At 57.4% G+C, this 24,092-nt stretch carries 25 protein-coding genes and 1 pseudogene; 11 read left to right on the top strand and 15 right to left on the bottom strand.

Translation table 11 applies throughout. The features are described from left to right. Positions 1-68: 68 nt before the first annotated feature. The 4 genes from ACJ69_RS16855 to ACJ69_RS16840 all read right to left on the bottom strand — a co-directional run bounded on the left by ACJ69_RS16855 (position 69) and on the right by ACJ69_RS16840 (position 6,382). Positions 69-1,433: an efflux transporter outer membrane subunit gene (locus ACJ69_RS16855; protein ID WP_059347361.1), complete on the bottom strand. Its 1,365-nt coding sequence runs from the start codon at positions 1,431-1,433 to the stop codon at positions 69-71. Beyond that, positions 1,433-4,543 carry an efflux RND transporter permease subunit gene (locus tag ACJ69_RS16850; RefSeq protein ID WP_059347360.1) on the bottom strand — a complete coding sequence of 1,037 codons (3,111 nt, stop codon included), beginning with the start codon at positions 4,541-4,543 and terminating at the stop codon, positions 1,433-1,435. Before ACJ69_RS16850 ends, ACJ69_RS16855 begins: the two co-directional genes overlap by 1 nt. After that, positions 4,543-5,664, bottom strand: a complete 1,122-nt coding sequence (locus ACJ69_RS16845) for an efflux RND transporter periplasmic adaptor subunit (RefSeq protein WP_054830083.1) — start codon at positions 5,662-5,664, stop codon at positions 4,543-4,545. The genes ACJ69_RS16850 and ACJ69_RS16845 overlap by 1 nt, the downstream gene beginning before the upstream one ends. Positions 5,665-5,812: 148 nt before the next feature. After that, positions 5,813-6,382, bottom strand: coding sequence for a TetR/AcrR family transcriptional regulator (locus tag ACJ69_RS16840; protein ID WP_029740765.1), 570 nt, complete (start codon positions 6,380-6,382; stop codon positions 5,813-5,815). A 186-nt stretch (positions 6,383-6,568) separates the two neighbouring features. Between ACJ69_RS16840 and ACJ69_RS16835 the strand changes: the two genes are divergently transcribed. From ACJ69_RS16835 to ACJ69_RS16795, 9 genes are all read left to right on the top strand, one after another. After that, positions 6,569-6,988, top strand: a complete 420-nt coding sequence (locus ACJ69_RS16835) for a GNAT family N-acetyltransferase (RefSeq protein ID WP_054830082.1) — start codon at positions 6,569-6,571, stop codon at positions 6,986-6,988. A gap of 129 nt (positions 6,989-7,117) precedes the next feature. Continuing rightward, entirely contained in the window at positions 7,118-7,384 is a 267-nt protein-coding gene (locus ACJ69_RS16830; protein WP_054830087.1) for an antitoxin, read from the top strand. A 65-nt stretch (positions 7,385-7,449) separates the two neighbouring features. Beyond that, entirely contained in the window at positions 7,450-7,779 is a 330-nt protein-coding gene (locus ACJ69_RS16825) for a type II toxin-antitoxin system VapC family toxin (RefSeq protein ID WP_232248590.1), read from the top strand. A 140-nt stretch (positions 7,780-7,919) separates the two neighbouring features. Next, positions 7,920-8,720, top strand: a complete 801-nt coding sequence (gene nlpA / locus ACJ69_RS16820; RefSeq protein WP_054830081.1) for a lipoprotein NlpA — start codon at positions 7,920-7,922, stop codon at positions 8,718-8,720. A 122-nt stretch (positions 8,721-8,842) separates the two neighbouring features. Further along, complete coding sequence (locus tag ACJ69_RS16815; protein WP_047646730.1) at positions 8,843-9,622, top strand: MBL fold metallo-hydrolase; 780 nt, start codon at positions 8,843-8,845, stop codon at positions 9,620-9,622. 26 nt (positions 9,623-9,648) lie between these two features. After that, the gene (locus ACJ69_RS16810; RefSeq protein ID WP_054830080.1) at positions 9,649-10,602 is read left to right on the top strand and encodes a GlxA family transcriptional regulator; all 954 of its coding nucleotides are present in this window, start codon (positions 9,649-9,651) and stop codon (positions 10,600-10,602) included. Positions 10,603-10,714: 112 nt separating this feature from the next. After that, positions 10,715-10,963, top strand: coding sequence for a hypothetical protein (locus ACJ69_RS16805; protein ID WP_054830079.1), 249 nt, complete (start codon positions 10,715-10,717; stop codon positions 10,961-10,963). Positions 10,964-11,263: 300 nt separating this feature from the next. Next, on the top strand, positions 11,264-11,719 hold the full coding sequence (locus ACJ69_RS16800; RefSeq protein WP_029740773.1) for a hypothetical protein: 456 nt from the start codon (positions 11,264-11,266) through the stop codon (positions 11,717-11,719). A gap of 90 nt (positions 11,720-11,809) precedes the next feature. Beyond that, on the top strand, positions 11,810-12,040 hold the full coding sequence (locus ACJ69_RS16795; RefSeq protein ID WP_147449228.1) for a hypothetical protein: 231 nt from the start codon (positions 11,810-11,812) through the stop codon (positions 12,038-12,040). Positions 12,041-12,080: 40 nt separating this feature from the next. On the opposite strand, the gene ACJ69_RS16790 is transcribed toward ACJ69_RS16795, so the two are convergent. From ACJ69_RS16790 to ACJ69_RS16775, 4 genes are all read right to left on the bottom strand, one after another. Further along, entirely contained in the window at positions 12,081-13,169 is a 1,089-nt protein-coding gene (locus ACJ69_RS16790) for an AAA family ATPase (RefSeq protein ID WP_054830078.1), read from the bottom strand. A gap of 145 nt (positions 13,170-13,314) precedes the next feature. Continuing rightward, complete coding sequence (locus tag ACJ69_RS16785) at positions 13,315-14,274, bottom strand: YbgA family protein (protein ID WP_023333995.1); 960 nt, start codon at positions 14,272-14,274, stop codon at positions 13,315-13,317. 102 nt (positions 14,275-14,376) lie between these two features. Further along, positions 14,377-14,787: a hydroxyisourate hydrolase gene (gene uraH / locus ACJ69_RS16780; RefSeq protein ID WP_024906656.1), complete on the bottom strand. Its 411-nt coding sequence runs from the start codon at positions 14,785-14,787 to the stop codon at positions 14,377-14,379. 99 nt (positions 14,788-14,886) lie between these two features. Continuing rightward, positions 14,887-15,612 (bottom strand): MerR family transcriptional regulator, encoded by a 726-nt coding sequence (locus tag ACJ69_RS16775; protein ID WP_059347358.1) that lies wholly within the window; start codon positions 15,610-15,612, stop codon positions 14,887-14,889. 117 nt (positions 15,613-15,729) lie between these two features. On the opposite strand from ACJ69_RS16775, the gene ACJ69_RS16770 reads away from it, so the two are divergent. After that, positions 15,730-16,254, top strand: a complete 525-nt coding sequence (locus ACJ69_RS16770) for a lipocalin family protein (protein ID WP_033147067.1) — start codon at positions 15,730-15,732, stop codon at positions 16,252-16,254. A gap of 3 nt (positions 16,255-16,257) precedes the next feature. Here the strand turns inward: ACJ69_RS16770 and ACJ69_RS16765 are convergent, their stop codons facing one another. The 6 genes and pseudogenes from ACJ69_RS16765 to ACJ69_RS16740 all read right to left on the bottom strand — a co-directional run. Next, positions 16,258-17,268 carry a fimbrial protein gene (locus ACJ69_RS16765; protein WP_059347846.1) on the bottom strand — a complete coding sequence of 337 codons (1,011 nt, stop codon included), beginning with the start codon at positions 17,266-17,268 and terminating at the stop codon, positions 16,258-16,260. Next, the gene (locus ACJ69_RS16760) at positions 17,268-17,783 is read right to left on the bottom strand and encodes a fimbrial protein (RefSeq protein WP_059347357.1); all 516 of its coding nucleotides are present in this window, start codon (positions 17,781-17,783) and stop codon (positions 17,268-17,270) included. The genes ACJ69_RS16765 and ACJ69_RS16760 overlap by 1 nt, the downstream gene beginning before the upstream one ends. Then, the gene (locus ACJ69_RS16755; protein ID WP_059347356.1) at positions 17,774-20,299 is read right to left on the bottom strand and encodes a fimbria/pilus outer membrane usher protein; all 2,526 of its coding nucleotides are present in this window, start codon (positions 20,297-20,299) and stop codon (positions 17,774-17,776) included. The genes ACJ69_RS16760 and ACJ69_RS16755 overlap by 10 nt, the downstream gene beginning before the upstream one ends. Positions 20,300-20,322: 23 nt before the next feature. Further along, complete coding sequence (locus ACJ69_RS16750; RefSeq protein ID WP_059347355.1) at positions 20,323-21,000, bottom strand: fimbrial biogenesis chaperone; 678 nt, start codon at positions 20,998-21,000, stop codon at positions 20,323-20,325. Between the two features lie 53 nt (positions 21,001-21,053). Beyond that, positions 21,054-21,638 carry a fimbrial protein gene (locus tag ACJ69_RS16745; RefSeq protein ID WP_054830077.1) on the bottom strand — a complete coding sequence of 195 codons (585 nt, stop codon included), beginning with the start codon at positions 21,636-21,638 and terminating at the stop codon, positions 21,054-21,056. 53 nt (positions 21,639-21,691) lie between these two features. Further along, positions 21,692-22,036 (bottom strand): annotated as a pseudogene (locus tag ACJ69_RS16740) (helix-turn-helix domain-containing protein); the annotation flags it as partial. A 61-nt stretch (positions 22,037-22,097) separates the two neighbouring features. Between ACJ69_RS16740 and ACJ69_RS16735 the strand changes: the two are divergent. After that, positions 22,098-22,795 (top strand): IS1 family transposase gene (locus ACJ69_RS16735; protein WP_223274117.1). Its coding sequence is split into 2 segments (ribosomal slippage): positions 22,098-22,347 and positions 22,347-22,795, totalling 699 coding nucleotides; the frame shifts between segments, so codons are not numbered across the junction. A 288-nt stretch (positions 22,796-23,083) separates the two neighbouring features. On the opposite strand, the gene ACJ69_RS16730 is transcribed toward ACJ69_RS16735, so the two are convergent. Further along, entirely contained in the window at positions 23,084-24,064 is a 981-nt protein-coding gene (locus ACJ69_RS16730; RefSeq protein ID WP_000019402.1) for an IS5-like element IS5 family transposase, read from the bottom strand. Positions 24,065-24,092: the final 28 nt, after the last annotated feature.

Genomic DNA, 24,092 nt, shown 5'->3' with positions numbered 1-24,092 from the left:
AGTGTAGCGACGCCAGCCGAAAGTATGAATTTTCTCTTCACCGCCTGTCATGTACTTCCCGGCAAGCGCTACTGAATACCGCCCCCCAGCGACTGCCACAGCGTGATGCGGTTTTCGAGGTCGGTTTGCTGCAGCGCAATCAGCGATTCCTGCGCCGACCACAGCGATCGCTGCGCGGTCAGTACCGTCAGATAATCTCCCGCGCCCGCCTTATAGCTGCGCGTCGCCACATCCAGCGTTTTTTGCTCCGCCGCGACGTATTCGCGCTGGGCGTCGAGCTGCTCGCTCAGGGTTTCACGCCGCGCCAGCGCGTCGGCCACGTCCTTAAACGCGCTCTGGATGGCTTTCTCATAGGTGGCGATCAGCCCCTTCTTCTCCGCTTCCGCGTAGCGCAGCTGTGCCAGATTGTTCCCGCCGCTGAACAGCGGCAGGGTGATGGACGGCGCGAACGACCAGACCTTCATCCCGTGGCTGAACAGGGAGGAGAGCGAGTCGCTGCCGACGCCCGCGCTGGCGGTCAGCGAAATGGTCGGGAAGAAGTTGGCGCGCGCCGCGCCGATATTGGCGTTGGCGCTCAGCAGGTTATGTTCCGCCTCCTGAATGTCCGGGCGGCGCAGCAGCGCGCTGGAGCTGACGCCCGCCGGGATCAGCGTGATGGCGTTGTCGCTCAGGCTCTCCAGCGTGCCGGGCAGCAGGTTCTCCGGCACCGTATCGCCCGCCAGCAGATTGAGGGCATTTTTGTCCTGCATCACCAGAGTCCGATAGCTCGCCACGCTGGCGCGCGCCTGCTGATACACCGCCATCGCTTCGCTGACGTCAGTGGCGGCCGCCACGCCAACGTCCTGCTGGCGCTTCACAATCTTCAGCGAATTCGCCGCGCTCTCCATCGTGGATTCCGCCAGCGCCAGGTTGCTGTTATCCGCCGCCAGCGTCACCCAGGCCGTGGTTAGCTCGCTAACCATCGTCAGGCGCGTGTTCTGCGCGGTGAACTCGCTGGCAAGCCAGGTTTCACGCGCGGCGCGGGAGAGGCTCTGGTTGCGGCCAAACAGATCCAGCTCGAAGCTGGAGACCGCGCCGTTGGCTTCGTCGCTGGTGGTCACGCCGCTCGCCAGCGTGCGGCTGCGGGTGTGGCTCAGCTCGGCGTCCACCGTCGGGAACAGGGACGAGCGCGTTTCACCGTACTGGGCGCGGGCGGCGTCGATATCCGCAATCGCTTTTTGCACGTCGCGGTTGCTGTTCAGCGCCATCGTCACCACGCTTTTCAGCCGCGCGTCGTTCATCACCTGCTGCCACTGGCTCACCACGGCGGTGGCTTCGCCGTGCGCGCCGGGCAAGGTTGCCGGGACGGGGGCGTCCGGGCGTTGATACGTTGGATCTAACGACACACAGCCTGCGCTCAGCAGGGCTAACGCTAAAATAGATACACGAAACATTATGACCTCCGGTTCGCGTGTTTACCGGAGAACAGACGTTTCACCAGTACAAAGAATAAGGGGACGAAGAAGATCGCCAGCAGCGTCGCGGCCAGCGTCCCGCCGATAATGCCGGTACCAATCGCCACGCGGCTGTTGGCGCCTGCACCGGTTGCCACGGCCAGCGGCGTCACCCCTGCGATAAACGCCAGCGAGGTCATGATGATCGGCCGCAGGCGCGTCTGGGCGGCACGCAGGGCGGCGCGCGTCAGAGAGTACCCTTCAGCGACTTTGGCTTCGGCAAACTCGACAATCAGGATCGCGTTCTTCGACGACAGGCCAATGGTGGTGAGCAGCGCTACCTGGAAATAGACGTCGTTGTTCAGGCCGCGCAGGGAGGCGGCGACGGCCGCGCCCAGCACGCCAAGCGGGATCACCAGAATGACCGAAATCGGCACCGACCAGCTTTCATACAGCGCCGCCAGGCACAGGAACACGACGAGGATGGAGAGGGCATACAGGCTCATCGCCTGACCGCTCGCCAGTTTCTCCTGCAACGACAAACCGCTCCACGCCCAGGTGCTGCCGGACGGCAGGCTGTTTGCCAGCTGCTCCATTTTGCTCATCGCCGTGCCGGAGCTGGCACCGCTGGCGTTTTCGCCCTGAATTTCATACGCCGCCGAGCCGTTGTAGCGCACCAGGCTTTCCGGGCCATACTCCCAGCGGGTGGTGGCGAAGGCGGAGAACGGGGTCATGGTGCTGTCGCTGCCGCGCACAAACCATTTGTTGAGATCCGACGGCACGGCGCGATAGTCGCTGTCGCCCTGGATGTAGACCTTTTTCACGCGGCCGCGGTCGATAAAATCGTTCACGTAGGTCCCGCCCCAGGCGCTGGAGAGGGTGTCGGTAACGTCGCTCAGGGATAGCCCCAGCGACACGGCCTTGGTGTTATCGATATCCACCTGAAGCTGTGGCATCTGCGGCAGATCGTTGGCGCGCACGGCGTGCAGCGAGCTGTCCTGGTTGGCTTCGCCAATCAGCTGGTTACGCAGCTTCAGCAGCGCGTCGCGGTCGGTGCCGCCGCTGGCCATCAGCTCAAAGGTAAAGCCGTTGCTCTGGCCCAGGCCGTCCACCGCAGGCGGCGTCATGGCAAAGATGGTCGCATCGCGGATGGTGCTTAGCTCCTGCGTGGCGCGCAGGGCAATGGCCTGCGCGGTGTTTGCATCGCCTTTACGTTCGGACCAGTTTTTCAGGGAGACAAACGCCATCCCGGCGTTCTGGCCGCTGCCGCTGAAGCTGAAGCCCTCAATGGTGAAGATCACGTTGGTGTTGGCTTTCTCTTTCGTGAGGAACCATTCGCGCACCTGGCGGCTGACTTCGGCGGTACGCACCGTCGTCGCGCCTGCTGGCAGGGTGTACTGCACCATGATTTCACCCTGGTCTTCCGTTGGCAGGAAGCTGCCCGGCAGCTTAAGCATGGCGAAGCCCATCGCGCCGCAGAGCAGGGCGTAGATGACCAGCATGCCGCCGGAACGGCGCAGAGCGCGCAGCACCTTGTTCTGATAGCCGCGCTCGGTCCTGCTGTAGAAGCGGTTAAACGCGCCGAAGAAGCCCTTTTTGTGCGGTGCCGTGTGGCTCAGGATCGCGCCGCAAAGCGCCGGCGTCAGGGTCAACGCCACCACCACGGAGAGGAACATCGCCGAAATAATGGTGACCGAGAACTGACGGTAAATCACCCCGGTGGAGCCGCCGAAGAAGGCCATCGGCAGGAATACCGCAGAGAGCACCAGCGCAATGGCGACCAGCGCGCCGGAGATTTCGCCCATCGATTTTTCGGTGGCTTCCCGCGCGGGCAGCCCCTCGTCGCGCATAATACGCTCGACGTTTTCCACCACCACGATGGCGTCATCCACCAAAAGCCCGATCGCCAGCACCATCGCAAACAGCGTCAGGGTATTGATGGAGTAGCCGAACAGCGCCAGCACGCCGAAGGTGCCCAGCAGAACGACAGGCACCGCAAGCGCCGGGATCAGCGTCGCGCGGATGTTTTGCAGGAACAGGTACATCACCACCACCACGAGGATAATGGCTTCGAACAGGGTCTGAATCACGTCCTCAACGGAGATCTTGATGAACTCGGTGCTGTCTTTCGGGTAGGCCACGTCGTAGCCTTCCGGCATCGACTTTTTGAACTCGGCGATCTTGTCTTTTACCGCCGTGGCGGTGTTGAGCGCGTTCGCGCCCGGTGAAAGCATCACCGCCATACCCGCCGCCGGGTGGCCGTTCAGCTTCGCGGTGGCGGTATAGTCTTCGCTGCCCATCTCCACGCGGGCAACGTCGCTGATGCGCACGATAGCGCCGCTGGACTGGCTCTTCACGATAATGTTTTTGAACTGATCGACCGTTTGCAGGCGCGACTGAGCTCGGACGGTGGCGGTCAGCTGCTGGGCGTTCGACGAGGGCAGCGCGCCGATTTTACCGGCGGAAACCTGCACGTTCTGCGCTTCAATCGCGCTCTGCACGTCGGACGGCATCAGCGAGTAGGACGCCAGCTTCGCCGGGTCGAGCCAGATGCGCATCGCATATTCCGCCCCGAATACCTGCAGGCTCCCGACGCCCTCCACGCGCGCCAGCGGATCCTGCATATTACTCACCAGCCAGTCGGCGATATCCGAGCTGCTGGCGGTGTCGGTTTTGTCATATACGCCCATGATCAGCAGGAAGTTGCTCTGCGATTTCTCGACGGTAATGCCGGACTGCTGCACCTCGGTCGGCAGGCGCGATTCCGCCTGCTGGACCTTGTTCTGCACCTGTACCTGGGCGGTGTCCGGATCGGTTCCCTGCTCGAAGGTGACGGTAATGCTCACCGACCCGTCCGAGCTGCTGGTGGAGGTGAAGTAGAGCAGGTTATCCAGCCCGGTGAGCTGCTGCTCGATCACCTGCGTCACGCTGTTTTCCAGCGTCTGCGCGGAGGCGCCGGTGTAGGTGGCGGAGATTTTGATCGACGGCGGGGCGACGTCCGGGTACTGCGCCACCGGCAGCGTGCGGATCGCCAGCATCCCGGCGAGCATGATGAGAATGGCGATAACCCAGGCAAAGACCGGGCGACGCACGAAGAAGCGGGAAAACATCAGGCGTTTCCTCCGCTGGTTTTCATCTCTTCGGCCTTCACTTCCTGTCCGGCAGTCACTTTGTCGGTGCCTTCCACAATCAGCTTATCGCCCGCCTTCAGGCCGCTCAGCACCAGCCATTTGTCGCCGTAGGTATCGCCCGTCTCCAGCTGACGCTGCTCGACCTTGTTGCTGGCATTGACCACCAGCGCGGTGGCGGTGCCTTTGGCGTCGCGGGTGATGCCCTGCTGCGGCGCGAGGATCGCGTCGTTCATGATGCCTTCATCCACCCTCGCGCGAACGAACATCCCCGGCAGGAGCTGATGCTGCGGGTTCGGGAAGACGGCGCGCAGCGTGACGGAGCCGGTTGATTCATCCACCGCCACTTCGGTTAACGCCAGACGGCCTTTCTCGCTGTAGGTGCTGCCGTCTTCGAGGATTAACGACACGCTTAGCGTATCGCTATTGGTGGCAAGGGTTTGCCTGCGTAAACGCAGCAGATCGCCGCTGGAACGCGTGAGATCGACGTACATGCTGTCCAGGCCGCGAACGGTGGCAAGCGCGGTATCCTGCTGGGCGGTCACCAGCGCGCCGGGCGTGACGGAGGAGATGCCGATGCGTCCGGCAATCGGCGCGGTCACGGTGGTCCAGTTAAGGTTAATGCGCGCGCTCTCCTGCGCGGCCTTCTTTGACTCAACGCTGGCCTTGTCCTGCGCGCAGGTGGACTTCGCGTCCTCTGCGTCCTGACGCGACACGCCGTCGTCTTTCACCAGCTGCGCATAGCGCTGGGCCTTCTGGCAGTCGGCCTGCACCAGCGCCTGCGCCTGCTTCAGCGCCGCGGCGGCTTCATCGTAGGCAGCGCGGTAGCTGGAAGGGTCAATTTGATACAGCGCCTGTCCGGCTTTAACGGTATCGCCTTCGGTGAACAGCCGCTTCTGAATAATGCCGCCCACCTGCGGGCGCACTTCGGCGCTCATGGCGGCGGTGGTGCGGCCGGTCAGTTCGCTGACGACGGACACCGGCTGGCTCATGAGGGTGACAATCCCCACTTCCGGTAAAGGACGCTGGGGAGCAGATGTTTGCGCATTATCGCACCCTGTCAGGAGGAGTAATGCCGCGATGGAGGTTGTTATGGTTTTCATAATCTTTTTCCAGGGTGAACGACGCCTGCCCCGTTAATGGCTTAACAGGGAGGAGAGCTATTTAAAGTCACAGCGATACCGCATCTCTGGCAGAGCCAGAAATGTAAAAAAGGGGAATTACTTATTCCCGCTAATTATTCATATGCGATTACTTCGCAGAGAAAAGCATATTTAAAATATCCTGATAAAGGGGTTCTAATTGTTCTGACGGGACTTTTAAAGGGGTTAATCGACGATAAATCGTCCCCTCAATCATCACGGCGGTAATCTCCACGCAGCAGCGAATATGCTCGTCGCTCAGGTGGGGAAACTGCTTTTTCAGGTGCTCGCAGGCGTTGGCGAACATGCGCGATTCGGCTTCGATCAGCATCGTCGCCACCTGTGGATTACGCGTAGCCTCCGCGGACATTTCCAGCATCAGCGCATCGTCATCTTCGTTGAGGGTCTGTCGCCAGGCGAGCGCCTGCGGCATCCCTTCTACCAGCGTTTTGCCCTGCATCTCCTCGATGCGCGAGTCGATGATGCGGCGGATCATCTCTTCGATAATCGCGTCTTTGTTGCTGAAATAACGGTAAATTTGACCGACGCTAAGCTTCGCCTCGCTGGCTATCTGCGACATGCTGGCGGCGTGAAATCCGCTGGCGCGAAAGCAGCGGCGAGCGGCGGTGATGATCTCGTCCTGGCGCAGTTTTTGTCGTTCTTCCAGCTTTGTGCTCATCGTCGGCTACCGTGTAAAAGTGAGAATGATCGTTCTCAGTATACGTTTTGGGTGCGTATTGGAAAGGCCTTTTTTATTTAGATATTGAGGGAATGTTTCCGTATTTAAAAAATGGAGGAAATTAGGAGTTTTTGTGGAGGTTAAGCTGTGAGATATTCAGATTGCATAGAAAATAAGGAGAGAAATATGCACCTGAGCATAACAGATAATGTAACGCCCGCTGAAAAAGAAGAGTTATTAACGGGGTTGAGATCTTATAACGGGCAATTTTTAGATCTGTCGACCTTCAGCGGGGATATTGGCGTTTACGTGCGGGACGATAATGGCGCTATGCTGGGCGGGCTGATTGGGGTGCGTAAAGGCGACTGGCTGAACATTGATTTTCTGTGGGTCAGCGAGACCGTGCGCGGATCTGGCGTGGGCAGCCAGCTCATCAAAACGGCCGAAGAGGAAGCCCGACGCAAAGGCTGCAAGCACGCGCTGGTCGATACCGCCAGCTTCCAGGCGCGCCCGTTCTATGAAAAACAGGGCTACCGGCTGCAGATGTCGCTACAGGATTACCCTTATGAGGGCATGCAGCGGCATTATCTGGCGAAAGCGCTTTAAATCCGTTTCTGTGATTATGGATTCAGCTATTTATTGCGAGTCGCATTCCTAATTTGAAGCGTGTTGCTTGTCTTCTTTTCAGGCCCTGGCGCATGCTTTGGCCTGGTCAAGTAAACCATGGAGATGGCAATGGAACGCACAGCAAAACTCTTCAAAAAGGGGCGGAATCAGGCCGTAATGCTACCTGCTGAATTCGCTTTTGATACGGAGAGCGTCTACATCCGGCGGGATGAGGAGGGGAATGTCGTTTTGGCGGCAAAACCTGTTCAGACAAAGAGTTGGGATACGTTTTTCCGCATGCTGTCAGTTACGGACGTACCGGATTCGTTTCTGAGCAAAGAGGAACGCAATCAGAGTGTTACGACAAGAGACCCTCTGGATGGAGCATGTTCATGAGGCATATGCTGGATACGAATATCGTGAGCCACTTGTTTAAACGACACCCGGAAGTTATAAGCTGAATGACATGTTTGACTCCGGGGGACGTTTGTATCTCAAGCATTACCGAAGCAGAGTTGCTGTATGGTGCAGATAAGAAGAAAAGCAGTAGATTGAAAGAAACAATCCAGGAGTTTCTCAATACCATCACGATTTGCGACTGGGATAGTGAAGCCGCCGCAACGTATGGTGAACTCCGCGCAGCAATGGAGAAGAGAGGAAAAGTGATGGGCGATCTCGATCAACTGATCGCTCCGCATGCCATCAGTCGGAGAACAACGATTGTGACTAACGATCGTGCATTCAGAATGGTGCAGGAGCTTACCGTCGAGGACTGGACGACAACGTCGTGATCCCTGATGCCGGGTAAGCGCAGCGCCACCCGGCAATACCCGCATATAACTTATCCTTCTTATTGATTCTTTTTCGTTTTTTATTCCACCGCCTCGTTGTCGATATAGTCACTTCAACATTCAGCAAAAGGAACTGTCTTGTGAAACGTCGATTGGGTGCTCTGGTACTTGCTGGCCTGCTGCTGGCAGGGTGCGATCAAAGTGGCAGCGATGCCAAACACATTAAAGTGGGCGTCATCAACGGCGCTGAACAGGACGTGGCGGAAGTCGCCAAAAAGGTGGCAAAAGAGAAATATGGCCTGGACGTGGAGCTGGTCGGCTTCAGCGGCTCGCTGTTGCCCAACGATGCGACCAACCAGGGGGAACTGGATGCCAACGTCTTCCAGCATCGCCCGTTCCTCGCTGAGGATAACAAGGCGCATGGCTACAAGCTGGTGGCCGTGGCGAACACCTTTGTTTTTCCGATGGCCGGCTATTCCCGCAAAATCAAAGCCGTCTCTGACCTGAAGGACGGGGCAACCATTGCCATTCCAAACGACCCGACCAACCTTGGCCGCGCGCTGTTGCTGCTGCAAAAGGAGAAGCTCATTACCCTGAAGCCGGACACCGGGCTGCTGCCGACGGCGCTGGATATTACCGCCAACCCTAAACAGCTGAAAATAATGGAGCTGGAAGGGGCACAGCTGCCGCGCGTGCTGGACGACCCGAAAGTGGATGTCGCCATCATCAGCACTACCTATATTCAGCAAACAGGGCTGTCGCCGGTGCATGACAGCGTCTTTATTGAAGATAAAAACTCGCCGTACGTGAACATTGTGGTGACGCGCGAAGACAACAAAGACGCGGAGAACGTGAAGGAATTTATCCAGTCGTATCAGTCGCCTGAGGTAGCGAAAGCGGCGGAGACGATCTTCAACGGCGGGGCGGTGCCGGGCTGGTAATCGATCTGACGGAAAACGGGTTGCTTAAATTGGCCCGATTCCATCGGTAATCGCCCTTTAGCCCACAGCGTCAATTGTGACGGCTGGCTATCCTCCTTATCACACCAACCGGAGGATAGCCTATGAACATTACCCACATTCGCAACGCCACCCAGCTGATTACCTACGCCGGAAAACGTCTTTTAATCGACCCGATGCTGGCCCCGAAGGGGGCTTATCCGGGCTTTCCCGGCACGGCGTATGCCGAACGCCGTAACCCGACGGTCGAACTCCCCGTTGACGTCAACACGCTGCTGGACGCCGACGCGGTGATCGTCACCCATACCCATGACGATCACTGGGATCGCGCCGCGGCGGAGCTGATCGCCAAAGACAAACCGATCTACGTGCAAAACGATCGTGACGCCGCGCTGCTGCGAAGCCAGGGATTTAGCAACCTGACGGTCATGACCGACGCGACCTTCTTCGGTGATATTCAGATTGCGAAAACCCAGGGCGGGCAGCACGGCACCGATCGCGCTTACGCCGTGCCGGAGCTGGCGGAGCGGCTGGGCGAGGCCTGCGGCGTGGTGCTGCGTCATCCCGATGAGAAGACGCTTTATCTTGCCGGGGATACCGTCTGGCGTGACGAGGTGGCGGCCGATCTGCAAAAGCACCAGCCGGATGTGGTGGTGCTGAACGCTGGCTATGCCCACGTCATTGGTTTTGGGCCGATTATTATGGGGCAAGAGGACGTGCTCAACGTTCATTTCCTGCTGCCGCAGGCCCACATTGTGGCGAGCCACATGGAGGCGATTAACCACTGCCTGTTGACCCGCAGCGCGCTGCGTGAGTACGTTGAAGCCAATCAGGTGAGTGACGCAGTGAGCATTCCCCAGGATGGCGAAACCGTTATATTCTGAGCGCGTTAAAGGGAAAGGAGAGACAGATGTCGCTAATCAACGTCGCGATTGTCGCGGTTGACGGGTTCAGCCCGTTCCACTACTCCGTTCCCTGCATTCTGTTTGGCGATTCTGTCTCCGGCGAAAAGCGCTTTAACGTGACGATCTGCGCCGAAACGCCGGGGTTCCTCACCTCAAAAGACGGATTCGCCCTCAACGCCACGCAGGACTATACCGCCATTGGTCAGGCCGATATTGTCGTCGTTCCCTACTGGCAGCACGTCCTTGAACGCCCGCCCCAGACGCTGCTCGACAGCCTGGTGCAGGCGAGAGACAACGGCGCGGAAATCGTCGGGCTGTGTCTGGGGTCGTTTGTGCTGGCCTATGCGGGGCTCCTCGACGGCAAACGTGCGGCCACTCACTGGGAGTTCGAACATCAGTTCCAGTCCCTTTTCCCGCACGTTCAGCTGGATATTAATGCCCTTTACGTGGATGACGGCAATATCATCACCTCTGCCGGAACCGCGGCGGCGCTGGACTGCTGCCTGTATATCATTCGCCAGCGCTTTGGCAGCGTGGTCGCCAACCAGATTGCCCGTCGGATGATTGTTCCGCCCTACCGCGAAGGCGGGCAGGCGCAGTTCATCGCCCAGCCGGTACCCAAAGATACCCGGGACGGACGCATTAACTGCCTGATCGACTATCTTCAGCAGCACATCACTGAACCGCATAGCCTGGACTCGCTGGCGGAGGTGGTTTCGATGAGCCGCCGCACCCTGACCCGTCATTTCATTAAAGCCACGGGGATGAGCGTCGCCGACTGGCTTACCGCCGAACGCCTGCGGCGCAGCCAGATCCTGCTTGAGGCCGGAAATATGCCGATTGAGCGCGTGGCCGAGCTGGTGGGGTTTAATTCCGCCGTCACCTGGCGACAGCAGTTTAAGGCGCGTTTTGGGGTCAGTCCGGCGGAGTGGCGAAAGACGTTTCGTCTGCAGAACTAGCGTGAAGGTTCTGTAATAACGACAGGTTAAGAAATTTGAGCATTCAGGAACCTACAGTAGCTACTGGTTACAGTTCTTCACCGGTTTGCCGCATACAGACAGAGGAAAAATAATGATTACTACAAGGGTAAAATTATTTTTGTTACTGGCCGCTGTTTGGATAGCAGGAATATTTGCCACGCTTTTATTTGGACGTTTGTTGATTGCCCTGGTCAGCTTCTTTTTCATCGGACAATTTGATTTTCCAATCAGTGATCTTGTTGAAGCTACGACCCTTGCCATTAGTGGTGGGATCCTCGTTGGAGGAATACAGTGCGTTATGGCAAAAGAAAAGAACCGATCCGAAGACCCACCCCGGTAAGTTGGGTATGAAGAGATTGAACTACCCCAGCCTCTCCACTCTCGGTTGCAGGCAACAATACCGGTGATGCGATGAATGATGCCAACCAGACGATAGCGTGAGCAAGTGCATCTTCGGGCCTGCTGTTCTAATGGTACTAAGCAGAGGCGAGGAGCCTGATACAGGAGAGCATATAGCGGCAGAAGAAAATGTGTGGCGTACTAAGTCTCAACCAAACAAACCTGATGCCGATAATATAATTTCTTACCTGTCGAAGAACAGATAGGTACATTGAATGAGGTGGCAAAAAGGACTCATGAAATGATTTATGTATTATTAGGAATTGCACTTTTCGCTTTTGCAGTTGGAACGGCCGTGTTTCTTCGCTTTAGTAAAGTGACGGGAAGAAGCGTCCAGTCACCTTTTACCTCTATGATTTTCTTTGATGCGCTCTTTTTTGGGCTGGGCAGTAAGCGAGACATGAATATCGCAGCATGTTCGTTTATCGTCTTTTTACTAAGCGTATGGGGATTAACTTATTTAAAATTAAGCGCACATTTTTGGGGGAGTCGCGAAAGTTATTTTGGTTTTGTGATCGCCGGAATTATGTTTCTGGTTATGCACTGTCGCTATTGTGCAAAAAATTTCATTATCAAAAATGATGGGCTGGCACCCATGAGAGAATTGACCAGTATCAGGTTGTCGAGCCTCACTAGCCCCTTTTTATGGTTAAGTCGGGCCGGGTATCTGGGTTTCTTTATAGGAATGATACGTTGAAGCGAAATATGGATAAAGAGAGAGCCTTAATCTCGACGTACTGCCGAACGAAATATCAATATCACGAAAGCGATTGTGGTAGTTATAGAAATGATGATTAATCCTCGATTAAAACTTTTCCTTTTACTGGTATTACTCTGGATGTCAGGTCTCTTTATCACTATGGCTTCAGGCCGTCTGATAATTGCAGCGGCCTCGTATCTCTTCCTTAATGATTTTGATTTCAAGTGGAGCGACTTGATTGCTGCGCTCAAAATCTCTGTAGGCGCAGGGTTCATCATTGGAGGGGGGCAGTCCCTGCAGGTGAAAGAGAAAAAATGAAAATTTCATTTTATTGGGCTTCAAAGGAAGAGAATGCGGCTTACCCCAACCTCTCCACCCTCGTCTCCCCCTCCACCATCGACAGCTGGTACAACGAAAACGACCTCTGCTTCTCAATCAACTTCGCCAGCTCCGGCGAGTGGCTGGTGAGCCAGATCTGCGAGTAGCGGCTGGCCTCGGCGATTAAGCTCGCCAGGGCGGGCAGCATCTGCGGGTGCAGGCTGTTTTCCGGTTCGTTCAACGCGATAAACGCCGGTGGGCGCGGGCTTAACAGCGCTACCGCCAGGCACAAGAAGCGCAGGGTGCCGTCGGAGAACTCCGCCGGTTCCAGCGGCCTGCTAAGACCTTCGCGCTGCATCATCATGCGAAAACGTCCGCCGGTGTTGTCGCTGTAAAACACGCAGCCGGGGAAGGCCTGGTCAAGGATGCGCATCAGCAGCAGCTCGTCGCCGATCTCGACGATGGTCTGAAACGCTGCCGCCAGGTTGGCACCGTCGCTGGCCAGCACCGGGGAGCGGAAGCCGACCTGCGGGGCGCGCATCGCCGAGCCGATTGATACAGAAAACTCATGATAAAAGCGCCAGTTACGCAGGGACTCGCGCATCTGCGACACTTCCGGGTAAAGATGCGGTTCGCCGAGCTGCCCGAATACCGATTCGTTCTCGTACAGCGTGCCGCTGTGGGTCACTTTCTCGTGATGCACGTTGTTCAGAAACACCGTCTGGTTCTTACGCTTCATCAGCTGTGACGAAGGCCGACGGTGCTGGCCGCTCAGCCAGATGGACTCCTCTTTGATCACCGGATCGAGCTGAAACTGCGAGGGATAGGGCAGCTTCTCCACAAACCCGACCTGTAGCTCGTATTCGTAGGTCTCTGTTTCCACCGCCAGATTCATCCGCCGCAGCTGGTCGCTGCGGGTTTTGCCTGCCCAGAATACCTTAAGAATGCCGCCCTCGTTTGCCAGCGCCTGGGAAAACTGCCCCTGAGCGGCGCTGTGCATCAGATGAATCGCCTTGTAGATATTGGATTTCCCGGTGCCGTTCGGCCCGAAGACGATGTTGAGCTGCTCCAGCTCCAGCGACATGTCGCGGATGGATCGATAGTTTTGAATGTGCAGGGTGTTGATCACAGGCAGGCCCCTTTTGCAGAATAAGCCTGTATATAATCACAGTCTTTGAGATGAAATGCAAAAAAGAGACGACAGTGAGGATGTCGTCTAAACGGGGTACTGCTTTGGGCCTCTACGGGTCAATGGGGCCTTCGCATTTTTATGATCACTTGACTGCCAGACGCAGACCCAAATCATCAGGATAGGGATCAAAGTAGTTTTGCGTCATCAGATACCGGTCGGGGTATTCGGCCAGGTAGTGCTTCAGCAGCGTGATCGGGGCGAGAATAGGCAACTGTCCGTTGCGATAGTGCAGGATCACGTCGCGCAGCTCGCCGCGCTGGCGGGTGTTCAGCTGGTTACGGAAATATCCCTGAATATGCATCAGCACGTTGGTGTGATTCTTCCGCGAGGCGGGTTTTTTCAGGATGGTCATCAGTTTTTCCCGGTACGCCACGAAGAAGGCGTCCAGGTCTTCCCACTCGTGCAGCGAGGCAACGAACGGGCCGATTTCACGATAGCCCGCCTGATGGTGCGCCAGCAGCTGCAATTTATAGCGGCTGTGGAAATCCAGCAGCCCACGGCGCGTCAGACCTTTAGCGCGCAGCGTGTTTAGCTCGTGCAGGGCAAATACCCGCTCGATAAAGTTTTCCCGCAGCACCGGGTCGTGCAGCCGACCGTCTTCCTCGACGGGCAGCCACGGGTAGGTTTCAAGAAGGGCGGCGGTGAACAGCCCGACGCCCTCCTTGCGGCCCCGGTTGCCGTTTTCATCGTACAGACGCACGCGTTCCAGGCCGCAGCTTGGGGATTTTGCACAGACGATAAATCCCGAGAGATCGCCGATTTTTGGCAGATAGTCCGCCGTGAAGTCGGCCATTTTCTGCGTGAGGTCATCATGAGGCGGCTTGCTGAAACGGAGCTGCGTTTCGCCGCTGTCCGTCAGCGTCAGGCGTATGGCCGGGCGAGGCGTCGGCAGACCGATAGCCATTTCCGGGCAGACGGGCCTGAAATTCACCCACTGGGCCAGCTCATCCATGACGAAGCCCATACGTTTGTGTCCGCCGTCAAAGCGAACGGCGGAACCGGTCAAACATCCGCTAATACCGAGTACAGGTTTCGTTGTCATGGTGTGGTCCTCCCGTTCATATAATTAAAACTTACACAACATGACTAATTTGTCCAAGTATTCGCGGAACTATTTTTTTTATTCCTTTAGAATCAATGCTTATTAACTGCCCTTGTAGGTCGAATAACCGTACTGGCTCAGCAGAAGCGGGATGTGCAGCTTCTCGTTGGTGCGGGTCACGGTAAACAGCACCGGGATCTCCGGGAAGAAGGAGTCCAGCTTTTTGCCGTGGAAGTAATCTGCGGTTTTGAAGGTCACTTTATACACGCCAGGCTGCATGTCCTGATCCTGCGGATAGAGCGATTTGATGCGGCCGTCGTGGTCGGTTTTGCCGCTGGCAATCGGGGTCCACTTGTCCTGCTGTTGCTTTTCGAGAGTCACAGTCACGTCCGACGGCGGCATCCCGGTTTGCTGGTCGAGAATGTGGACGCTCAGCGTGCCGGCAGGGGCGCTAAAGGCAGCAGGGGCAAAGGCCATCGAGGCCAGGATCAGCAGAGGGGCAGTTTTTTTCATGGTGTTTTCCTGTGGAGTTATTCGTCACAGGAAAACGTTAGCATCTGCGGCGCGGGAAAATATTCAACTTTTCGTGAAGATTCCCGCAGGAGAAAATTATCAGAGGATAATCACTTCAAGCGATACCTGCTGCTGCCACTGCTCCACCTGTTTTTTCCGCCCGGCGGTGAGTTTGCCGCTGGTGACCAGAAGCCATTTGCGCTCCGGGAAAATTTCCGGTGCCAGCGCGTCAGGCGGAACCGGCAGGATGTCGATTCGGTGGCCCTGCCCGGTACGCGTTAAGGCTTCGAGCCAGATCTCGCACGGGTCGTTGAGGTGCCAGCCGCTGAGCAGAATATTATCGCCCGGCGCTTTTTTATCGCCTTCGAGGCAAAACGAGGTGTAGGCGATGATGATGCCGTCGAGGATCGCGCGCAGGGTCATGGCGGCAGCGACGTTGGCCGAGACCTGGCTGCGCAGCGGGCGCAGCACGTTCGCGACCAGCTCCAGCCTTGGATATTCGCGTCCGGCGTCGTAAATCATCTGGCGAAGGGACTCGACCTTGCCGTCCTGCAGGCGTTGCAGCATGTTCTGCTGCAGGGTTTGCCAGTTGTTGGTCCGTCCCGGCATCGGGCGTTCCAGCAGCGGTTTGACCTGGCCGATCGGGACGCCTTTTTTTACCCAGTCGAGGATTTTGAGCGCCTGCTGGACGTCCTCGTCGCTGTACTGGCGGTGGCCGCCTTCCGTGCGCTGTGGCTTGAGTAAACCATAGCGACGCTGCCACGCCCGCAGGGTGGTGGCGGTGATGCCGCTGAGTCTGGCGAATTCGCCGATGGAGTAAGCCATGTCCGTGTCCAGAGTGGAGGAATACTCTCAATATACTACGAATTTTCCCGAACGGGATGAAGCGCCGAAACGGTGCACTACACTTAACGTCCAACCGTGCAAATGAAAGGAATTCTCATGAAGCTATGGCCTGTTGTGACCGGTGTTGCTATTGCGCTGACGCTGGTCGCCTGTAAATCCCCCACGCCGCCGAAGGGCGTGCAGCCGATCTCTGGTTTTGACGCCAGCCGCTATCTCGGAAAATGGTACGAGGTCGCCCGTCTGGAAAACCGCTTTGAACGCGGGCTGGAGCAGGTAACCGCCACCTACGGCAAGCGCAGCGACGGCGGCATCAGCGTGCTTAACCGCGGTTACGATCCGGTGAAGAACAAGTGGAACGAGAGCGAAGGGAAAGCGTACTTTACCGGCGAACCGACCACCGCCGCGCTCAAGGTGTCGTTCTTCGGTCCGTTCTACGGCGGCTATAACGTGATCAGGCTGGACGATAAGTACCAGTACGCGCTGGTCAGCGGCCCAAACCGCGACTACCTGTGGATCCTGTCGCGCACGCCAACCATTCCGGATGCGGTGAAGCAGGATTACCTGAACACCGCGCGCAGTCTGGGCTTCCGGGTGGACCAACTGGTGTGGGTGAAGCAGTAGCCCCTACTGGTAGGAAAACGTAATGCTGGCCAGCGCGTTGGCCGAGCCGGGGACCAGTTCTCCGGTTCGGATGTACTGCGCCTGGAACGGTAACGTGAGCGTCTGTGCCGCCGTGGTGCTCTGGATTAAGAACTGGCCGGTCGCACCCGCGGCCGAGCTGTCCGGCCCCATCGTCAGCGGCCCGCTGCCGTTGTAGAAAAACTGCACCCCAACGCCGGACGCCGTGGAGTCTCCTGTCAGCGTTACCACCGACGAGGTGTTCGACGGCGTGGTCTGATCGGTCATCACGGCGTGAACCGCCACGTTCGCGTCGCAGGTCAGGCCGACGGTAAACGTCCCCGATGGCGACGTGCTTCCCACCGTGGGCAGAGTGCGAATATCAATGGTGCCCAGCGCCACGCTGGCGTTTTTGCTGCCGACCGTACACCCGCTGGCGGTTACCGTGATGGTGGTCGGGCTGATAATCACCTGCGCCGTTTTCGTCTCGTTGTTATAGGCGGTGAGCACCGCGGCGTTGATGGTCGGGATGTTATAGACGCCGGATTTCAGGGCGGCACCGGTTTTAATAAAGGTGACCTTTGCCGACCAGCCCAGATCCTGGGCATACCCACTGGTGCCCTCTGCGGGGTAGCTTTGCGTGATACCGGTTTGCAGGGGAATATATTTTGTGCTCTTAAAATCCTTCAGCCCGATGATATAGCCCACGCCCGGTACGCCGGTCTCAAAAATGGTGTAATTCGCGCCGTCGACGGTGACCGTCGCACCGCTTGAGATGGCGCTGCTGCTGGGCTGCAGCGTCCCTTTGGTGCAGGTAAAAATAAGCCCGCACCAGAACACCTGCTGCACGCTGGCGGTGGCGCTCCAGGTCGAGCCGATAATGCTGCCCGGCACCACGGAATCCGCCGGCCCGCTGTAGGTCATCGGCTGAGGGGAGAGCGTAATATCCGATTTCCAGTCCAGAGCCTGCACGCTGGCGCAGAAAAGTAATCCGCCGAGAAGAAACGCTAAACGCATCATAGATACTCCGTTGTCCAGGTCGCGAGGGCTGACACATCGCCGGCGCTCACCGGCGTAGCGGTGGCAACCAGCTGCGCGTAAAAGGTCATCTGTACGCTGTCATCTCCCGCCGTTCCGTACGCGGTGGTTTGCGTGTTCAGGGGAATGAGTACGCTCTCTTTATCGAGGATTTGCACCGCCACGCCGGTAGCGCCACCGTCGGCAATTTTCAGCAGCTGCGGGTTGGCATCATCCGGCGTACCGCTGAAGCGGATTTTTACGCCAGCAAAGGTTGGCCCGCACGCTTCAAGCCTGAGCGTGAAGGGCGTTTTGATATTGCTGATGGCCCCGGCACGGCTGAACTGTTTAATACCAATGGTGCCCAGAGGCACGTTTTGCTCCCCGGAGTCCTGCGCCACCACGCAGGTGTTGCCGATCAAATTGCCGGTAACGGAGACCAGCACGTCATACCCGCGAACGGGGAGAGCGAAAGCCAGCAGTGCGATGCAGCCGATCCGAAACGTTACTGACATACCACCTCCTGAGAATAGAGACCGGTGCGGGCGTTAAAGTGCTGCTTGTTTAAGGCATAGGTAATAGCGCAGCGCTGGCGGCTGCCGCGGCCCCACACGGCGTTCAGCGTGCCCTTTTCTGACAAACCGGAAAGATACAGGCTGCCGCCATCGCCGACGATGCCGCTGGTTTTGTCATCATCGAGCGAGACCAGCGTGCCGAAGGGGAGCACATCGTTGCCGTGACGCACGATAAACATCGCTTTTGCTCCCTGATGCGTGGTGAAGGTGGCGCGAACCAGGGCGCCGTCGGTAGGCGTTTTGTTGGCGATGGCGTTTTCCAGCTCCACGTCGTTGCCGGCGGTCGTCACGTCCAGCGCGACCTGGTTAACGCGGTACGGCGTGGCGTACGGGATCACCGCGTAGCCACGGCTGTCCGTTTTGATGCCCTTATGGTTAAGCACGGCGACGCTGCTGGCCCCCGGGGCTTTTACCAGAATGTTGGTATTTCCGAGCGGCTGGCTCAGCGTCAGGCCATCTTCATGCACTACCGCACCGCCGCTGATGCCGTAGCTGAGGTTGCGGGAGTCGCTGGCGTAGCTGTAGCCCAGGTTGTAGTCTCCCCACGCGCCTTCGTACTGCAGGGTGGCATCGCCGCCGTAGTGCTGCTGGGCGCTGTAGCGCTGGTTGACGCTATAGAACAGGTTTTCCTGGCCCGGCAGGTAGCCGCTCACGCCCGTGCTGGCGGTTGTGCCGGTGGAGTCTGCATGGGTCGTGGTAAAGCGCGCGCGGGTCGACAGCGTCGGGTTGCCCAGCGGGACCGAAATCGACATCGACAGGATGTTATCTTTCTTGTCGTCATACAGGCTCGAGCTTCGCTGGACGCTGACGCCAAGCGACACGTTGCGAAACGTGGCGTTCCACGCAAACTGCAGGCTTTGCGTGGTATTTGACGTGTTCCAGTAGGTCTGCTGATCCCACGACAGTGACAGCGAGCCGTATTGTCCCATCGGCTGCGACAGCAGCAGCTGGTTTTTTGCCTTGCGCGACATGCGCAGGTTGTACACGTTGTCGTAATGGGTGGTGACGGTGCCATCGTCTTCCACCGTCTGCTTTGGCGATCCGCCCGACATCCCTTTGTACGTCGTGTCGCTGAGGGTATAAAACCCTTTCGTGGAGTAGCGCAGCGAGAAGAAGTTCACCCGCGTGCCAATGTCGTTCAGCAGTTTGCTGTAGCGCAGGCGCACCGAATCACCGCTGTAGTGCCGATCGTCCGCCAGCTGGCTGCGGGCGTGGGTCAGGTCGATGGAGTAGGCGCCAAAGCGGCCGAGGTTTTGCCCAAACCCGAGGGCCAGGCCGTTATAGCGATCGGCAAACTGCGCCCCGCCGTAAAACGTCAGGCCGTATCGCCAGCCGTAGAACAGCTCGCCCTGCGCGAAAGAGGGCGCATCCTGATTGCCCGTCGGACGGTATTTCCCGGCGCCGAGGGCATATTTCACCTGTCCGTTACGCACCAGGTTCGGCACGCTGGCAAAGGGAAGCGTGTATTGCGTTTTGCTGCCGTCGTTCTCCTGAATGGTGACCGCCAGATCGCCGCCCGAGGAGGTCGGGTAGAGATCTTTCAGTACAAACGCCCCCGGCGGGACGGAGGTTTGATAGATGATGTTGCCGTTCTGGCGAACCGTTACGGTCGCGTTGCTGCGCGCGATACCCCGGACTTCAGGCGCATAGCCGCTGAGGCTGGCGGGCAGCATGTTGTCATCGGTTTTCAGGGCGATACCGCGCAGGCCCACGGAGTCGAAGACTTGCGCCGAGGTATACGTTTCCCCGGCATACACCTGCGCGCGCAGGGCGTGAATATCGCGCTGCAGCCAGGTCTGCACGTGGGTGAGCTCATTGCTGTCTTTGGTCCACGTGGTGAAATCACGCAGCCGCCACGCGCCCAGGTTGACGCCGCTGTTGAGGCTTGCAAACAGCTGCTGTTCCCGCGTGCGCGTCTCGCCGCGATACTCATTGTTCGAGCCGTTGACCACGTAATTCAGCCACGCGGCAGGAATGCCCGCCTCCCAGCTTTCCGGGCTGACGTATCCGCGCGGCAAATTGCGCATCGCACTTTGCGGTACGGTGAAGCTTAGGGTGAGCGACTTCTGGTCCAGATCAAACTGCGTATTCGCAAACGCCTTTGTTAAGAAGATGCAGCGCTGCGCCAGCGGCAGGCCGCCGCCCTTCGCCTGATGGCTATCGATGCCCAGCGCGTCGAATTGCTCAGGCGTGAGGCAGGGCAGCGTTTCACCCGTGCTGTCCTCAGCAAGGCGGAACGTGACGTTACCCGTGAACGCATAATTCGTATTGATATACACGTTGAGGTTGTAATCACCCGGCGGCAACGCGCTCCCGGCGTTGACCCAGGCGAGATCGGCGCTGTTTGCGCTCTCGCCGTTGAGGAACGCGGGGTTAAATTGCAGCTCGCTTTCAGCAGCCACGGCTTGCCGAATCACCAGGGAGATTACCGTGGCGCACAGGATTTTTATTTTCACGTGGTCACGCCTTACTGTTTTTATTATTGGGATAACGACGCGCGCGTGGCGGGGGTCCATGCCCCGTAATCGTTAATGGTCTGATAACTCATGCTGCCCGCATGGCTGAAGGTTTCGGCCAGCGTCACGCTGCCTTTCGGGGGCACCATCACCGGCTGCACCGGCATACCGTCAATTTTCACGTTGATGGTGGTGAGGTAGTACGGCGTGGGGTTGCTGAGCGTCACTTTTCCGGCGCGATAGGCACCGGCCAGTTTTTTCCACGCCTCTCCCGGGCTCTCACTGAGTCCTTCCGGGCGATAAAAGACCTTGATGCGGTTAGCCGACGCAAACTGCAGCGTATTTCCGGCGCCGCTTTTCGCCTGCTGGGGGATGGCTTTGACCGTCATCCAGTAGAGCGTCTCCCGATCCGCTGGCAGGGCTTTGCCGTTAAACATAATTTTCACCGCGCTTTCGCTGGCCGGCTTCATGACGTACAGCGGCGGCGTGATCGCGAAGTCGTTGGTGCGTTCGCCTTGCTCATTTTCCATCCATGACTGGATCAGGAACGTGGCGTCGGGATGGGTGTTTCTCACCTGCATCATGGCCTGGCTGGTGGCGCTGGAGTAGACCATTCGCGTTGCGCCCAGCCCCACGCCGCCGGCATAGACGGCGGAGGAACATAACGCGCCCGCCAGGCAAATCCATGTGTTTACGCGCATAGTGCTTCTCCTGAAAGCTAAGACAGGCCCGGCTCGCAGACCGGGCCTGAGGATTACGAATAGGTTACGGTGTAGGTCGCGACGGCGCTGGCATCACCCGCGGTGGCGCCGCCCTTCGGCGAGTAATATTTCGCGCTGAAGTTCAGGGTGTTGGCACCCTTACGCAGAGGGATGGCCGCAGCAGGTTCACCCAGGTTCACCACGTTGCCCTGCTCGTCATAAAGGCGAATAGCCACGTTTTGCGCAGAGTTGGCGCTGCCGTTTGCCCCGACGGACAGGCTATTAACATCGGAAGTGTCCGGCGTGCCGGTGAAGGTGACGGCCACGGTTGTGGCGGCAATCGGGTTCTCATCCGTAGAGGCTGATGTATCGGCGATTTCGCAATCTTCCAGGGTGATGGCAAACGCTTTTGCCGTGCTGGCAACGCTGCCGGCGGTCGCCAGCGTTGCGGTACGCACTTCACCCATATCAACGTCAATGTTGGCGCTTCCTGCGCTGATGGCGCAGGCGGAGGTCACCACTTTGCCGCTAAAGTTCACCGTGCCGCCGCTGGTGCCGGCAGCCAGGGCCGTGCCCGCTGGCAGTAATGCCGCAATAGTGATCGCGAGCAGCGTTTTATTATTGAATTGAGCTTTCATTGTCCTGATTCCATTATGGTGTTATGTCGAGATTTGCTCTGAAAGCAGCAGGTCTAACTGGTTAAAAAGACCAGCAAATCTGTCTTGTTCCTGAGCCCGAGTTTTCTTATCGCTGAGCTTTTTAACGCGCTGACACGACGGTAAGAAAGCTGCTCTGTTTCGGCGATGTAACGCATATCCAGACCCTTACGCAGTTCCTTCAATACCCTCCATTCGCCCGGCGTCAGCGATAACGCCGTGGGTTTTTTTAGTGGGCGATAACGGCTATCGACCATTTTTAATACGCTGGCTCGCCAGTGATACAGCGGGTCCTGCAGCGAGAGATAGGCGTCTATTTCACCGCGTATCCACAGCCAGGAATTTGCCGGTGCGGAATACATGCAAATAAGTACGTCGGGATAAAGGGTAATGGTGCCAACTTACTGATTTAGTGTATGATGGTGTTTTTGAGGTGCTCCAGTGGCTTCTGTTTCTATCAGCTGTCCCTCCTGTTCAGCTACTGAAGGCGTGGTGCGTAACGGTAAAAGTACTGCCGGACATCAGCGCTATCTCTGCTCTCACTGCCGTAAAACATGGCAGCTACAGTTCACTTACACCGCTTCTCAACCCGGTACGCATCAGAAAATCATTGATATGGCCATGAATGGCGTCGGATGTCGCGCCAGTGCACGCATTATGGGCGTTGGCCTCAACACGATTTTACGACACTTAAAAAACTCAGGCCGCAGTCGGTAAACTCACGCATACAACCGGGCAGTGACGTCATTGTTTGCGCGGAAATGGACGAACAGTGGGGTTACGTCGGCGCTAAATCACGCCAGCGCTGGTTGTTTTACGCGTATGACAGGATACGGAGGACGGTTGTGGCGCACGTATTCGGTGAACGCACGTTGGCCACGCTGGAGCGTCTTCTGGGCCTGCTGTCGGCCTTTGAGGTCGTGGTATGGATGACGGATGGCTGGCCGCTGTATGAATCACGCCTGAAGGGAGAACTGCACGTTATCAGCAAGCGATATACGCAGCGCATTGAGCGGCATAACCTGAATCTGAGGCAGCATCTGGCAAGGCTGGGCAGGAAGTCACTGTCGTTCTCAAAATCGGTGGAGCTGCATGACAAAGTCATCGGGCATTATCTGAACATAAAACACTATCAGTAAGTTGGAGTCATTACCGCATTTTGGCGGAGATCACAGGAGTCGCATTTGATAAGTAATAACCTTGAATTGATTGATTATTTTTCTATGCGATTTTTAAGTGTGCCCCCAATTATGCCCCCACATGTTTTTCCTTGCCAGTTAAGGAAGGTGCGAATAAGCGGGGAAATTCTTCTCGGCTGACTCAGTCATTTCATTTCTTCATGTTTGAGCCGATTTTTTCTCCCGTAAATGCCTTGAATCAGCCTATTTAGACCGTTTCTTCGCCATTTAAGGTGTTATCCCCAGTTTTTAGTGAGATCTCTCCCACTGACGTATCATTTGGTCCGCCCGAAACAGGTTGGCCAGCGTGAATAACATCGCCAGTTGGTTATCGTTTTTCAGCAACCCCTTGTATCTGGCTTTCACGAAGCCGAACTGTCGCTTGATGATGCGAAATGGGTGCTCCACCTTGGCCCGGATGCTGGCTTTCATGTATTCGATGTTGATGGCCGTTTTGTTCTTGCGTGGATGCTGTTTCAAGGTTCTTACCTTGCCGGGGCGCTCGGCGATCAGCCAGTCCACATCCACCTCGGCCAGCTCCTCGCGCTGTGGCGCCCCTTGGTAGCCGGCATCGGCTGAGACAAATTGCTCCTCTCCATGCAGCAGATTACCCAGCTGATTGAGGTCATGCTCGTTGGCCGCGGTGGTGACTAGGCTGTGGGTCAGGCCACTCTTGGCATCGACACCAATGTGGGCCTTCATGCCAAAGTGCCACTGATTGCCTTTCTTGGTCTGATGCATCTCCGGATCGCGTTGCTGCTCTTTGTTCTTGGTCGAGCTGGGTGCCTCAATGATGGTGGCATCGACCAAGGTGCCTTGAGTCATCATGACGCCTGCTTCGGCCAGCCAGCGATTGATGGTCTTGAACAATTGGCGGGCCAGTTGATGCTGCTCCAGCAGGTGGCGGAAATTCATGATGGTGGTGCGGTCCGGCAAGGCGCTATCCAGGGATAACCGGGCAAACAGACGCATGGAGGCGATTTCGTACAGAGCATCTTCCATCGCGCCATCGCTCAGGTTGTACCAATGCTGCATGCAGTGAATGCGTAGCATGGTTTCCAGCGGATAAGGTCGCCGGCCATTACCAGCCTTGGGGTAAAACGGCTCGATGACTTCCACCATGTTTTGCCATGGCAGAATCTGCTCCATGCGGGACAAGAAAATCTCTTTTCTGGTCTGACGGCGCTTACTGCTGAATTCACTGTCGGCGAAGGTAAGTTGATGACTCATGATGAACCCTGTTCCATGGCTCCAGATG

Origin of the sequence: Enterobacter asburiae (assembly GCF_001521715.1) — a bacterium.
GTDB lineage: Bacteria > Pseudomonadota > Gammaproteobacteria > Enterobacterales > Enterobacteriaceae > Enterobacter > Enterobacter asburiae.
Note: the sequence above shows the minus strand (reverse complement) of the source record. Positions and strands in the feature narration are given on the sequence as shown.